Consider the following 14018-nt stretch of genomic DNA (forward strand, 5'->3'; position numbering starts at 1 on the left):
CCGGGCGGCGTCTCGCTCGAAGAGACTCCACCGGTCGAACGAGACCCCCGACAGATCCTGTCCATCGAGGTCCACGACCTCTCTCCGAGGACGGTGCACCCATGTCGCAGTTCCCCGCGACGCCCGACGCCCTCTGCGCACCTCCGGCCGGCGCGCCGACGGTGCGCACCACCACGCGACCCTTCTCCACGGTCCCCGCGGCCCAGGGGGCGTACGACCCGGCCAACGAGCACGACGCCTGCGGCGTCGCCTTCGTGGCCACCATGCGCGGCGAGCCGGGTCACGACATCGTCGACCACGCCCTCACCGCCCTGCGCAACCTCGACCACCGCGGTGCGGTGGGCGCGGAGACGAACACCGGGGACGGCGCGGGCATCCTCACCCAGGTCCCGGACGAGTTCCTGCGCGCCGTGGTGCGCGAGGAGCAGGGCGTCGAGCTGCCCGCCAAGGGCGCCTTCGCGGTGGGCAACGCCTTCCTGCCCGTCGACCCGGCCGAGCGCGCCGCGGCCGTCGCGCGCATCGAGGAGATCGCGGCGTCGGAGTACGTCGACGTCCTCTGCTGGCGCGACGTCCCCGTCACGGCCGACCTCGTGGGCCAGCAGGCCCGGGCCTGCATGCCGTTCTTCGCGCAGCTGTTCCTGCGCGGCCGGGCCGGCGAGACGGGCATCACGCTGGACCGCCGCGTCTACGCCGTGCGCAAGCGCGCCGAGCGCGAGCTGGGCGTGTACTTCCCCTCGCTGTCGGCGCGCACCATGGTCTACAAGGGCATGCTGACCACGGGTCAGCTGGAGCCCTTCTTCCCCGACCTGTCCGACCGCCGCTACACGACCGAGCTGGCGCTCGTGCACTCGCGCTTCTCCACCAACACCTTCCCGTCGTGGCCGCTGGCCCACCCCTTCCGCGCCATCGCCCACAACGGCGAGATCAACACCGTCAAGGGCAACCGCAACTGGGCGTCGGCGCGCGAGTCGCTCATGAGCACGCCGCTGATCCCGGGCGACGTCCAGCGCCTCGGGCCCGTGTGCGCGACCGAGGGCTCCGACTCGGCGTCCTTCGACGAGGTCCTCGAGCTGCTGCACCTCGCGGGCCGCTCGCTGCCGCACGCGGTGCTGATGATGATCCCGGAGGCCTGGGAGAACAACACCGAGATGGACCCGGCGCGGCGCGCCTTCTACCAGTTCCACTCGATGTTCTCCGAGCCGTGGGACGGCCCCGCGAGCGTCACGTTCACCGACGGCACCCTCATCGGCGCGGTCCTGGACCGCAACGGCCTGCGCCCGTCGCGGTACTGGGTCACCGACGACGGCCTCGTGGTGCTGGCGAGCGAGGTCGGCGTCCTCGACCTCGACCCGGCCTCGGTCGTCACCCGGGGTCGCGTGCAGCCCGGCAAGATGTTCCTCGTCGACACGGCCGCGGGCCGCATCGTCGACGACGAGGAGATCAAGGGCGAGCTCGCGGGGGCGGCCCCGTACGCGCAGTGGCTCGAGAACGTCGTGCACCTCGGCGACCTCCCGCAGCGCGAGCACGTCGTGCACACGCACGCCTCCGTGGCCCGGCGCCAGCAGACCTTCGGCTACACCGAGGAGGAGCTGCGCCTCATCCTCGCGCCCATGGCGCGCGCCTCGGCGGAACCGATCGGCTCGATGGGTTCCGACACCCCCCTCGCCGTGCTGTCCGAGCGGCCGCGCCTGCTCTTCGACTACTTCACGCAGCTGTTCGCGCAGGTGACCAACCCGCCGCTGGACGCGATCCGCGAGGAGCTCGTCACCTCGCTGATCACGACGGCGGGCCCGCAGCAGAACTTCCTGGCCGACTCCGCGGAGCACTGCCACCAGCTCGTCCTGCCGTTCCCCGTGATCGACAACGACGAGCTCGCGAAGATCGTCCACATCGACAAGGACCGGCGGAACCCGGGCCGCACGACGCACATCGTCAAGGGGCTCTACCGGGTCTCCGGCGGTGGCGCGGAGCTGGCGCGCCGCATCGAGCAGATCCGCGCCGAGGTCAGCCGGGCGATCGCCGACGGCGCCGTGTTCGTCGTGCTGTCCGACCGCGACTCCACCGCGGAGCTCGCCCCGATCCCGTCGCTGCTGCTCACCTCGGCCGTCCACCACCACCTCGTGCGGGAGAAGCTGCGCACGCAGGTCGGGCTCGTCGTGGAGGCCGGCGACGTCCGCGAGGTCCACCACGTCGCCCTCCTGATCGGCTACGGCGCCGCGGCGATCAACCCCTACCTCGCGATGGAGACGGTCGAGGACCTCGTCCGCACCGGCGTCATCACGAGCGTCGACGCGCCCACGGCCGTGAAGAACCTCATCAAGGCGCTGGGCAAGGGCGTGCTGAAGGTGATGTCCAAGATGGGCATCTCCACGGTCGCGTCCTACCGCGGCGCGCAGGTCTTCGAGGCGCTGGGCCTGTCCCAGACCCTGGTGGACGAGTACTTCACGGCCACCACCTCCCGGCTCGGCGGCGTCGGCCTCGACGTCCTCGCGGAGGAGGTCGCCCGCCGGCACCGCGTCGCCTACCCCGTCGAGGGGGCCGAGCGCGCGCACCGCAGCCTCGAGACGGGCGGGGAGTACCAGTGGCGCCGCGACGGCGAGCCGCACCTGTTCGACCCCGAGACCGTCTTCCGGCTGCAGCACTCCACGCGGCAGCGCAACGAGAAGGTGTTCCGGCAGTACACCCAGCGCGTCGACGAGCAGGCCGAGCGGCTCATGACGCTGCGCGGGCTGCTGACGCTGAAGAAGGGGGTCCGCGAGCCGGTGCCGCTCGAGGAGGTCGAGCCGGTCAGCGAGATCGTCAAGCGGTTCTCCACGGGCGCGATGAGCTACGGCTCCATCAGCCAGGAGTCCCACGAGGTGCTCGCGGTCGCGATGAACCGCCTGGGCGGCAAGTCGAACACCGGGGAGGGCGGCGAGGACTACGACCGCCTGCTGGACCCGGTGCGCAACTCCGCGACCAAGCAGATCGCGTCGGGCCGCTTCGGCGTCACGAGCAGCTACCTCGCGCACGCCACCGACCTGCAGATCAAGGTGGCGCAGGGCGCGAAGCCCGGCGAGGGCGGGCAGCTGCCCGGCCACAAGGTGTACCCGAACATCGCCAGGACGCGGCACTCCACGCCCGGCGTCGGGCTCATCTCCCCGCCGCCGCACCACGACATCTACTCCATCGAGGACCTCGCCCAGCTGATCCACGACCTGAAGAACGCCAACCACAAGGCCCGGGTGCACGTGAAGCTCGTGTCCGAGGTCGGCGTCGGCACGGTCGCGACGGGCGTGTCGAAGGCCAAGGCCGACGTCGTGCTGATCTCGGGCCACGACGGCGGCACGGGGGCGGCGCCGCTGACGAGCCTCAAGCACGCGGGCGGTCCGTGGGAGCTCGGCCTGGCCGAGACCCAGCAGACCCTCGTCCTCAACGGCCTGCGCGACCGCATCGCGGTGCAGGTCGACGGCCAGCTGAAGACGGGGCGCGACGTCGTCATCGCCGCGCTGCTGGGCGCCGAGGAGTTCGGGTTCGCGACGGCCCCGCTCGTGGTCTCCGGCTGCATCATGATGCGCGTCTGCCAGCTGGACACGTGTCCGGTCGGCGTCGCCACCCAGAACCCCGAGCTGCGGGCCCGGTTCACGGGCAAGGCGGAGTACGTCGTGACGTTCTTCGAGTACCTGGCGCAGGAGGTCCGCGAGTACCTCGCGAGCCTCGGGTTCCGCTCCGTCGAGGAGGCGGTCGGGCACGTCGAGCTGCTGGACTCCCGCCGCGCCGTGGCGCACTGGAAGGCCTCCGGCCTGGACCTGTCGCCGATCCTGCACGCGCCGACGCCGCCCGAGGGCACGTCGCTGCACTGCACGCAGACGCAGGACCACGGCCTGGAGAAGGCGCTGGACCACGTGCTCATCGAGCGCAGCGCCGACGCGCTGCGCGACGGGACGCCCGTGTCCATCGAGCTCCCCGTGCGCAACGTGAACCGGACGATCGGTGCGCTGCTGGGGTACGAGGTCACGACGCGCTTCGGCGAGGAGGGCCTGCCCGACGGCACGATCGACGTCAAGCTCACCGGCTCCGGCGGTCAGTCGCTCGGCGCCTTCCTGCCGCGCGGGGTGACCATCCGCCTGTTCGGCGACACCAACGACTACGTCGCCAAGGGCCTGTCCGGCGGCATCGTCGTGGTGCGCCCCGACACGTGCTCGGGCAGCCGGGAGCGCGACATCGTGGCCGGCAACGTCATCGGCTACGGCGCCACGTCGGGCTCGGTGTTCCTGCGCGGCGAGGTCGGCGAGCGGTTCTGCGTGCGCAACTCCGGCATGACCGCCGTCGTGGAGGGTGTGGGCGACCACGCCCTGGAGTACATGACGGGCGGCGAGGTCGTCATCCTCGGCCGGGTCGGACGCAACGTGGCCGCGGGCATGTCCGGCGGGTTCGCGCACGTCCTGGACCTCAAGGAGAGCCGCGTCAACCGCGACATGGTCGACCTGCGGCCGCTCGACGACGCGGCCGCGGCCCGCGTGCACGACCTGCTGGTCGCGCACAAGGGCTACACCGAGTCCACCGTGGCGGGGAAGCTGCTCGCCGACTGGGGCGCGGCGCGGTCCCGCTTCACCACGATCGTCCCCCGGGACTACCAGCGCGTGCTGGACGTGCAGGCCCAGGCCGTCTCCGAGGGCCTGGAGCCCGACTCCGACGCCGTGCTGACCCGCATCATGGAGGCATCCCATGGTTGATCCCCGCGGCTTCCTGAAGGTCCGCGAGCGCGAGCTCCCGAAGCGCCGGCCCGTCCCGCTGCGGCTCATGGACTGGCGCGAGGTCTACGAGAAGCAGGACACCGACCAGCTCGCGCGGCAGGCGGGGCGCTGCATGGACTGCGGCATCCCCTTCTGCCACAGCGCCTGCCCGCTCGGGAACCTCATCCCCGAGTGGAACGACCTCGTCAGCCGCGGCGACTTCGCCGCGGCCGCCGAGCGCCTGCACCTGACCAACAACTTCCCCGAGTTCACCGGGAAGCTGTGCCCGGCGCCGTGCGAGTCGGCCTGCGTGCTGGGCATCAACCAGCCCCCGGTGACCATCAAGCAGGTCGAGGTGATGATCGCCGAGCAGGCCGCGGAGAACGGGTGGCTGGAACCCCGTCCGCCGCAGCGCCTCACGGGCAAGACGGTCGCCGTCGTGGGTTCCGGGCCCGCGGGGCTGGCCGCCGCGCAGCAGCTGACGCGCGCGGGGCACACCGTCGCGGTGTACGAGCGCGACGACAAGATCGGCGGGCTGATGCGCTACGGCATCCCCGAGTTCAAGATGGAGCGCTCCGTCCTGGACCGGCGGCTCGCGCAGATGGAGGCCGAGGGGACCCGGTTCCGCCCCGGCACCGCCATCGGCACCGACCTCACGGGCGAGCAGCTGCGCGACCGCTACGACGCCGTCGTGGTGGCCACGGGGGCCACGAAGTGGCGCGACGTGGACCTGCCGGGCCGCGACCTCACGGGCATCCACCAGGCGATGGAGTACCTGCCGCCGACCAACCGCGTCGCGGTGGGGGAGGAGCGCCCGGCCGACTACGTGGACGCCGCCGGCCTCGACGTCGTCATCATCGGTGGCGGCGACACGGGGTCGGACTGCTACGGCACCGCGCTGCGCCAGGGCGCGAGGTCGGTCACGCAGCTCGACATCTACCCGCAGGCGCCCGAGGACCGGGACGAGGCCGAGCCCTGGCCGACCATGCCCAAGGTCTTCTCGGTGTCCTCCTCGCACGAGGAGGGCGGCCGCCGGGTGTTCTCCGCGAGCACGCGCGCGCTCATCGGCGACGAGTCGGGGCACGTCAGCGCGCTGCGCCTCGTCGAGGTGGAGAAGGTCGACGGGACCTGGACGCCCGTCGAGGGCACCGAGCAGGACCTGCCCGCGCAGCTCGTGCTGCTCGCCATCGGGTTCGCCGGCCCCGAGGGCGGCGGCCTCGTCGAGCAGCTCGGCCTCGCGCTGGACGAGCGGACGCGGTTCTCGCGCACCGACCACTACGCGACCCCGACCCCCGGCGTCTTCGTCGCGGGTGACGCGGGCCGGGGCCAGTCGCTGATCGTCTGGGCGATCGCCGAGGGGCGCGCGTGCGCGGCCGCGGTGGACGCCTTCCTCATGGGGGAGACGGCCCTGCCCTCGCCCATCACGGCGCACGCGCGCCCGCTCACCGCCTGAGGCGCGGCACCTCCGCGGCCGCTCGCCCGCTGAGCCCGGTCCCCCTCGCGGGGGGCCGGGCTCGTCGGCGTGCCCGGGACCGCGGAGCCGGAGGGGGACCTGGGCCGCCGGCCAGGTGGACGTGCGGTGAACACGGCCGCGGGGCGCGCGCCCGGTCGACCGCGGCGGGCGGGGACGGAATAGGGTCGTGGGCATGCGCAGAGCGAAGATCGTCTGCACCCTCGGGCCTGCTGTGGCCGGCCCCGAGAGGTTGCGAGCCCTGGTCGACGCCGGGATGGACGTCGCCCGGATGAACCTGAGCCACGGCTCCCAGGACGACCACCGGGCCAACTTCGAGGGCGTGCGGGCCGCCGCGGAGGCCACCGGCCGCTCCGTGGGCATCCTCGCCGACCTCCAGGGCCCCAAGATCCGGCTGGGGAGGTTCGCCGACGGCCCGCACGACCTGGCCGTGGGCGACCCGTTCACCATCACGACCGAGGACGTCGTCGGCACCAAGGAGGTGTGCTCGACGACCTACAAGGGGTTGACGGGCGACGTCTCCGCGGGTGACCGCATCCTCATCGACGACGGCAAGGTGGGCCTCGAGGTCGTCCAGGTCGACGGCCCCCGCGTCGTCACCCGGGTGACCGTCCCCGGCCCCGTGTCGAACAACAAGGGCATCAACCTGCCCGGCGTCGCCGTGAGCGTCCCGGCCCTGTCGGAGAAGGACGTCGACGACCTGCGGTTCGCGCTGCGGCTCGGCGTGGACATGGTCGCGCTGTCGTTCGTGCGCAGCGCGGCCGACGCCGCCGACGTCCACGTGGTCATGGACGAGGAGGGCGTCACCGTCCCGATCATCGCCAAGGTCGAGAAGCCGCAGGCCGTCGACAACCTGGCCGAGATCGTGGCGGCCTTCGACGGCATCATGGTGGCGCGCGGCGACCTCGGCGTGGAGCTCCCGCTCGAGGAGGTCCCGATCGTGCAGAAGCGCGTCGTGGAGATGGCGCGCCGGCAGGCCAAGCCGGTCATCGTCGCGACCCAGATGCTCGAGTCGATGATCACCGCGCCGCGCCCCACGCGGGCCGAGGCCTCCGACTGCGCCAACGCGGTCCTGGACGGGGCCGACGCGCTGATGCTGTCGGGCGAGACCAGCGTCGGGGCCTTCCCGTTCGAGGCCGTCCGCACCATGGCCCGGATCATCGAGAACACCGAGGCGCACGGCGCCGAGCGGATCGCGCCCCTCGGCTCGGTCCCGCACACCAAGGGCGGCGCCGTCACGCTGGCCGCCTCGGAGATCGGCAAGCAGCTCGAGGCCAAGCTGCTGGTGACCTTCACGCAGAGCGGGGACTCGGCCCGCCGGCTGTCCCGGCTGCGCTCGACCATCCCGCTGCTGGCCTTCACCCCGGAGCACTCCGTGCGCCGCCGCCTGGCGCTGAGCTGGGGCATCGAGCCGCAGTTCGCGCCGTTCATCGAGACCACGGACGAGATGGTCGTCCAGGTCGAGAAGCGGCTGCTCGAGATGGGCCGCTGCGTCGAGGGCGACCTCGTCGTGATCGTCGCGGGGGCCCCGCCCGGGATCGTCGGCTCGACCAACGCGGTGCGCGTGCACCGCATCGGTGACGCGCTCGACGGCGCCGCGAAGGCGTACGCCTCGGCCTGACGCGCCCGGCGCCCGGCACCGCACGCGGACGACGACGGGGGACGGACCGCTGGTCCGTCCCCCGTCGTCGTCCGCGGGTGCCCTGGGTGGGATTCGAACCCACACTGGATCGAGTTTGAGTCGATTGCCTCTGCCGGTTGGGCTACCAGGGCGCTCCGGCCGTGACCGGGGGCCGCCGCGGACCGCGCCGCGACGGGAGCCAACCCTAGCGGGCGCAGGCCTCCGCACCCTGTCGCGGCCCGGGCGGGAGGCTTCGGCGCGCGCGGGGCAGTCCGTCTAGGATGCCTCCCGTGACCAACACTGCCGACACCCCCAGCACCTCCTCGACGACCGCGCGGCGCGTCGTGGTGGCGGAGGACGAGGCCATCATCCGCCTCGACATCGTCGAGATGCTGCAGGAGGCGGGGTACGACGTCGTCGGTCAGGCCGGCAACGGCGAGGAGGCGGTGGCCCTCGCGGAGGAGCACAAGCCCGACCTCGTCGTCATGGACATCAAGATGCCCGTCCTGGACGGCATCTCGGCCGCGGAGCGCATCGTCAAGGCCCGCATCGCCCCCGTCGTCCTCCTCACCGCCTTCTCGCAGTCCGAACTCGTCGAGCGCGCCCGCGACGCCGGGGCGATGGCCTACGTGGTGAAGCCGTTCACGTCCGCGGACCTGCTGCCCGCCGTCGAGATCGCCGTCAGCCGCCACCAGCAGATCATCGCGCTCGAGGACGAGGTCGCCGACCTCGCCGACCGCTTCGAGACCCGCAAGCTCGTCGACCGCGCCAAGTCCAAGCTGCAGACCCAGTTCGGGATGTCCGAGCCCGAGGCGTTCCGCTGGATCCAGAAGACCTCGATGGACAAGCGCCTGACGATGCGCGAGGTGGCGACCACCGTCATCAGCGCGGGCGAGGACCGTTCCTGACCGCACCACCGACCTCCCGCGACGAGGGGCCCGCCGAACGGCGGGCCCCTCGTCGTGCTCCGGCGCCGTCACGGCGGGCACCGCGTGTAACGGACCGGTGAACACCTGCACGGCGTCCACCACGAGCGCACAGTCCTCCCTTACTGTTCACCCCGGCTCCACCGTCCACCGGTGGATCTCGCGGTGCGTGCTGCGCACCGTGTCCACGGCCCAGGAGGACACCCCCGTGCGCTCGATCGTCAAGCTCGCGACACCGTTCGCCGCTGCTGCCCTGCTCCTCACCGCCTGCGGGGGGACGACCGGTGGCAGCACCGACACCGAGTCCTCGGCGGGCGCCGCGGCCGGCTGCCCCGAGGGCGCCAGCATCGGTTTCTTCGGCGCCCTGACCGGGCCCAACGCCAACCTCGGCAACAACATCCAGAACGGCGTCAAGCTCGCGGTCGAGCAGCACAACGCGAAGCCCGACGCCTGCCAGGTCACGGTGACGCCGTACGACTCGCAGGGCCTGCCCGACCAGGCTTCGGGTCTCGCCACGCAGGCGGTGCGCGACACCAAGGTGCTCGGCCTCGTCGGCCCGGCGTTCTCGGGCGAGTCCAAGGTCGCCGACCCGCTGTTCGCGGAGGCCGGTCTCGTCGGCATCACCCCGTCGGCCACGAACCCGGCGCTGGCGGACAACGGCTGGGAGACGTTCTTCCGCGTGCTCGGCAACGACGCCTCGCAGGGCCCGGCCGCGGCCTCGTACATCACGAACACGCTGCAGGCCAAGAAGGTCTACGTCATCGACGACGCCAGCGAGTACGGCAAGGGCCTGGCCGACATCGTGCGGACGAGCCTCGGCGCGGCCAGCGCGGGCAACGACACCGTGCAGACCGGGCAGACCGACTTCTCCGCCGTGGTCGCGGGCATCCGCGCCTCGGGCGCGGACGCGGTGTTCTACGGCGGCTACTACTCCGAGGCCGGGCTGCTGCTCAAGCAGATGCGCGAGGCCGGCGTGACCACGACGTTCGTCACGGACGACGGCGCCAAGGACGAGGGCCTCGTGACCGCGGCCGGCGCGGCCAACGCCGAGGGCACGATCATCACCTGCCCGTGCCTGCCCCCGGACAAGGCCGGCGGCACGTTCGTGGCCGACTACACCGCGGCCTACGGCACGGCGCCCGGCACGTACTCGGCCGAGGGCTACGACGCTGCCACGATCCTCATGGCGGGCATCGAGGCCGGGAACACCACGCGCGAGGACCTGCTGGCCTTCGTCAAGACCTACGACGCCCCCGGCGTCACCAAGCAGCTGAAGTTCGACGAGAAGGGCGAGCCCAGCGACGTCACCGTGTGGGCCTACAAGATCGAGGGCGGCCAGATCGTCGCCGACCAGGAGATCAAGGCCTCCTGACCCCGTCCGCCCACCGGCCCCGTCGCACTCCGCGGCGGGGCCGGTGCGCGGTGGCCCGACCGTCCGACCCGGGTGCCGCCCGGCGCGCCGCGCCGCGCGCACCCCCCAGACCTCCGGTGGTCTCGTGAGCCTCGAAACCTTCATCGACCTGACCTTCACGGGTCTGGTCGTGGGTGCGATCTACGGGCTGTTCGCCCTCGGGTACACCCTCGTCTACGGCGTCCTGCGCCTCATCAACTTCGCCCACTCCGAGGTCTTCATGTGGGGCAGCTTCGCGGCCGTCTGGGTCATGATGGTGCTCGGCGCCCGCACCGGGATGGGCGTGCTCCCCGCGGTGGGCCTGCTGCTCCTCGCGCTCGTCGCCGCCATGGTCGTCAGCGGCGGCGTCGCCCTGGTCGTGGAGCGCGTCGCGTACCGCCGGCTGCGCACGAAGAACGCGCCGCCCCTGGTGGCGCTGATCTCCGCGATCGGCATGTCGTTCGTGCTGTCCGAGGTCATGGGGCTGCGCGACAAGATCACCGAGTGGGTCGGGCTGTCGCAGCCGCTCGCGCCCTACGTCGAGCGCGCGCGGGAGTACGTCTCCTTCACCAACCCGCTGCCGTCGGTGACGCTGTTCAGCATCAGCGGTTTCCAGGTCCGCTCCACGCAGGTGATCGTCCTCGTGGCCGCCGTCCTGATGATGGTCGGGCTCGACCAGTTCGTGCGCCGGTCACGGCTCGGGCGCGGGGTCCGCGCGGTGTCGCAGGACCCGGAGGCCGCGGCCCTCATGGGCGTGGACAAGAACCGCGTCATCCAGCTGACCTTCCTGCTCGGGGGGCTGATGGCCGGTGCGGCCGCGGTGCTGTACCTCATGCACATCGGCGTCACGCGGTTCAACGTCGGCTTCATCCTCGGCATCAAGGCCTTCACGGCCGCGGTGCTCGGGGGCATCGGCAACATCCGGGGCGCCCTGCTGGGTGGCCTGGTCCTGGGGCTCGCCGAGAACTACGGCTCGAACCTGCTCGGTTCCAACTGGAAGGACGTCGTGTCGTTCCTCCTGCTCGTCCTCGTCCTGCTGTTCCGCCCGACGGGCATCCTGGGCGAGTCGCTGGGGAAGGCGCGCGCATGAGCACCTCGACCACGGCTCCCGCCCGCCGGCCCGCGCGCCGCACCGTCGGCGACCGCTGGGCCGCGCTGCCGCGGCCCGCGAAGATCGTCGTCTGGGTCCTGCTGGCCCTGTTCTGCTACGCGCTGCCGCTGCTGAACCCGCCGCTCATCTCGACCCCGCAGTCCGACTTCGGGTCGGTGATGTTCACCGTCGCCGCCTACGGCCTGGTCGCGCTGGGCCTGAACATCGTGCTGGGCTACGCGGGTCTGCTCGACCTCGGCTACGTCGGGTTCTACGCGATCGGTGCCTACACGGTCGCGGTCTTCGGCTCGCTGCACGGGAAGCTGCCGTTCGTCCTGCTCGTCGTCCTGGCCGTGTGCATCACGACGGCCTCGGGGCTGCTGCTGGGCGCGCCGACGCTGCGCGTGCGGGGTGACTACCTGGCCATCGTCACCCTCGGGTTCGGCGAGATCGTCCGCCTCGTCTTCCTCAACACCGAGTGGCTCAACGGCGCGCGGGGCATCACCGACGTGCCGCGGCCGCCGGACCTGCCGCTGTTCGACGTGCCGCAGCTGCAGTGGGACGGCTTCGTCGCCTACGTGGACCTCGGGACCCAGTCGACGTTCATGGAGTTCGGGCTGCTGGACGGCATCCCCTACTACTGGCTCGCGCTGACCGTGATCATCGTCGTCCTCGTCGCCGACGTGCTGCTGCAGTCCTCGCGCGTCGGCCGGGCGTGGGAGGCGACGCGGGAGGACGAGGAGGCCGCCGAGCTGAACGGCGTCCCGACCTTCCGCTACAAGCTGCTCGCCTTCGCGATGGGCGCCTTCATCGGCGGACTCTCGGGTGCGCTGTACGCGGCCCGGACCGGGGTCGTGAACCCCGAGACGTTCGTCATCCAGCTCTCGGTGCTGTTCCTCGCGGCGGTCGTCATCGGCGGTCAGGGCAACCGCTGGGGCGTCCTGCTCGGCGCCGTCGTCGTCGCCTACCTCCCGGAGCGGTTCCGCGAGTTCGCCGAGTACCGGGTCCTCGCGTTCGGGCTCCTGCTGCTGCTGCTGGCCAACTTCCGCCCGCAGGGGCTGCTGCCGCCGCGCCGGGCCCGGCGCGCCACGGCGGCCGCCGCCGAGCTGGCGGAGCTCGAGCACTCGGGCTCCGCGGGCGGGGACACGAAGGAGGGGGGCATCCGTGCCTGAGCTGACCACCGACGGCGCCGCGACGGGCACCCCGCGCGAGTTCGGCCCGCCGCTGCTGACCATGGAGGCCGTGACGCTGCGCTTCGGCGGCGTCGTCGCGCTGAACGACGTCTCCTTCGACATCCGGCAGGGCGAGATCCTCGGCCTCATCGGGCCCAACGGCGCCGGGAAGACGACGTGCTTCAACGCGCTCACGGGCGTGTACCAGCCGACGTCGGGCCGGGTCGTGTTCGACGGCCGGCCGCTGGGCAACCGCAAGCGGTACCAGATCAACCGCCTGGGCATCGCGCGCACGTTCCAGAACATCCGCCTGTTCCAGAACATGACCGCGCGGGAGAACGTCCTCGTGGGGGCGGACTCCCACCACCGCGCCGGGGTGCTGAACTCGCTGTTCCGGCTGCCGCTGCACCGGCGGGAGACCGCGGACGGCAACCGCCTCGCCGACGAGCTCCTCGACCTCATGGACCTCGGGCACCGCTCGGAGGACCTGGCGCGCAACCTGTCCTACGGCGAGCAGCGCCGGCTGGAGATCGCGCGCGCCTTGGCGACCAAGCCGAAGCTGCTGTGCCTGGACGAGCCCGCCGCGGGGTTCAACCCCGTCGAGAAGCAGCGCCTCATGGACCTGATCCGCCGGGTGCGCGACCTCGGGAACACGGTGCTGCTGATCGAGCACGACATGCGCCTGGTCATGGGCGTGACCGACCGGATCGTCGTCCTGGAGTTCGGCAAGAAGATCGCCGACGGCCTGCCGGCCGACATCCGCAACGACCCGGCCGTCATCGCCGCCTACCTCGGGGTGGACGACGACCAGGTCGACGACGACGGGGAGCTGCTGTGAGCACGGACACCGCGACCGGCCCGGGAGCCGCGGGCCGCGCGCTCGGCGAGGACCTCCTCGTCGTCGACGACCTCAGCGTCAACTACGGGCGCATCGAGGCCATCCGCAACGTCTCCTTCCGGGTCCCGCAGGGGGGCATCGCGACCCTCATCGGCGCCAACGGGGCGGGCAAGACGACGACGCTGAAGACGATCTCGGGGCTGCGCAGCGTGCGGACCGGCCGCATCGTGTTCGAGGGCGAGGACATCACGAAGGTGCCCTCGCACAAGCTCGTCACGCGCGGGATCTGCCAGGCGCCCGAGGGGCGCGGGATCTTCCCCGGCATGAGCGTCGAGGAGAACCTCGACATGGGCGCCTACACGCGCACCGACCGGCGCACGGCCGCGTACGCGGCGGACCTGGACCGCGTCTTCACCCTGTTCCCGCGGCTGCTGGAACGCCGGAGCCAGTTCGCGGGGACGATGTCGGGGGGTGAGCAGCAGATGCTCGCCATCGGGCGGGCCCTGATGTCGCGGCCGAAGCTGCTGCTGCTGGACGAGCCCTCGATGGGTCTCGCGCCCAAGCTCATCCAGCAGATCTTCTCGATCATCCGGGAGATCAACGACCAGGGCACCACCGTCCTGCTGGTCGAGCAGAACGCGGCCCAGGCGCTGCGCACCGCCGACCTGGCCTACGTGCTCGAGACGGGCAGCGTGGTGCGCGAGGGCACGGGCGCCGAGCTCGCCGCGGACGACTCGATCCGCGCCGCCTACCTCGGCGGCGACGTCTGAGCCGCCCCCCCGACCGACCCCGACC

Annotated in this window: 9 protein-coding genes and 1 tRNA gene; 9 read left to right on the plus strand and 1 reads right to left on the minus strand. The window is 72.1% G+C overall.

Going from position 1 to position 14018, the window contains the following annotated elements:
- Positions 1–101: 101 nt before the first annotated feature.
- From gltB to pyk, 3 genes are all read left to right on the plus strand, one after another.
- Positions 102–4715 (plus strand): glutamate synthase large subunit, encoded by a 4614-nt coding sequence (gene gltB, locus GTR02_RS05605; RefSeq protein WP_166606491.1) that lies wholly within the window; start codon positions 102–104, stop codon positions 4713–4715.
- Positions 4708–6168, plus strand: coding sequence for a glutamate synthase subunit beta (locus tag GTR02_RS05610; RefSeq protein WP_166606492.1), 1461 nt, complete (start codon positions 4708–4710; stop codon positions 6166–6168). The genes gltB and GTR02_RS05610 overlap by 8 nt, the downstream gene beginning before the upstream one ends.
- A gap of 193 nt (positions 6169–6361) precedes the next feature.
- Positions 6362–7807 (plus strand): pyruvate kinase, encoded by a 1446-nt coding sequence (gene pyk / locus GTR02_RS05615; RefSeq protein ID WP_166606493.1) that lies wholly within the window; start codon positions 6362–6364, stop codon positions 7805–7807.
- 78 nt (positions 7808–7885) lie between these two features.
- On the opposite strand, the gene GTR02_RS05620 is transcribed toward pyk, so the two are convergent.
- A tRNA-Leu gene (locus tag GTR02_RS05620) sits at positions 7886–7959 on the minus strand.
- Between the two features lie 129 nt (positions 7960–8088).
- Here GTR02_RS05620 and GTR02_RS05625 point away from each other — a divergent pair.
- From GTR02_RS05625 to GTR02_RS05650, 6 genes are all read left to right on the plus strand, one after another.
- The gene (locus GTR02_RS05625) at positions 8089–8715 is read left to right on the plus strand and encodes an ANTAR domain-containing response regulator (RefSeq protein WP_205708698.1); all 627 of its coding nucleotides are present in this window, start codon (positions 8089–8091) and stop codon (positions 8713–8715) included.
- 226 nt (positions 8716–8941) lie between these two features.
- A complete protein-coding gene (locus tag GTR02_RS05630; protein ID WP_166606501.1) occupies positions 8942–10105 on the plus strand; it encodes a branched-chain amino acid ABC transporter substrate-binding protein in 1164 nt (387 codons plus the stop codon).
- Positions 10106–10229: 124 nt separating this feature from the next.
- Complete coding sequence (locus GTR02_RS05635; protein WP_166606495.1) at positions 10230–11213, plus strand: ABC transporter permease subunit; 984 nt, start codon at positions 10230–10232, stop codon at positions 11211–11213.
- Positions 11210–12385, plus strand: coding sequence for a branched-chain amino acid ABC transporter permease (locus tag GTR02_RS05640; protein ID WP_166606496.1), 1176 nt, complete (start codon positions 11210–11212; stop codon positions 12383–12385). Before GTR02_RS05635 ends, GTR02_RS05640 begins: the two co-directional genes overlap by 4 nt.
- Positions 12378–13223 carry an ABC transporter ATP-binding protein gene (locus tag GTR02_RS05645; protein WP_338073609.1) on the plus strand — a complete coding sequence of 282 codons (846 nt, stop codon included), beginning with the start codon at positions 12378–12380 and terminating at the stop codon, positions 13221–13223. The genes GTR02_RS05640 and GTR02_RS05645 overlap by 8 nt, the downstream gene beginning before the upstream one ends.
- On the plus strand, positions 13220–13993 hold the full coding sequence (locus GTR02_RS05650) for an ATP-binding cassette domain-containing protein (protein WP_166606497.1): 774 nt from the start codon (positions 13220–13222) through the stop codon (positions 13991–13993). The genes GTR02_RS05645 and GTR02_RS05650 overlap by 4 nt, the downstream gene beginning before the upstream one ends.
- Positions 13994–14018: the final 25 nt, after the last annotated feature.

It is taken from the genome of Kineococcus siccus (assembly GCF_009906795.1).
GTDB lineage: Bacteria > Actinomycetota > Actinomycetes > Actinomycetales > Kineococcaceae > Kineococcus > Kineococcus siccus.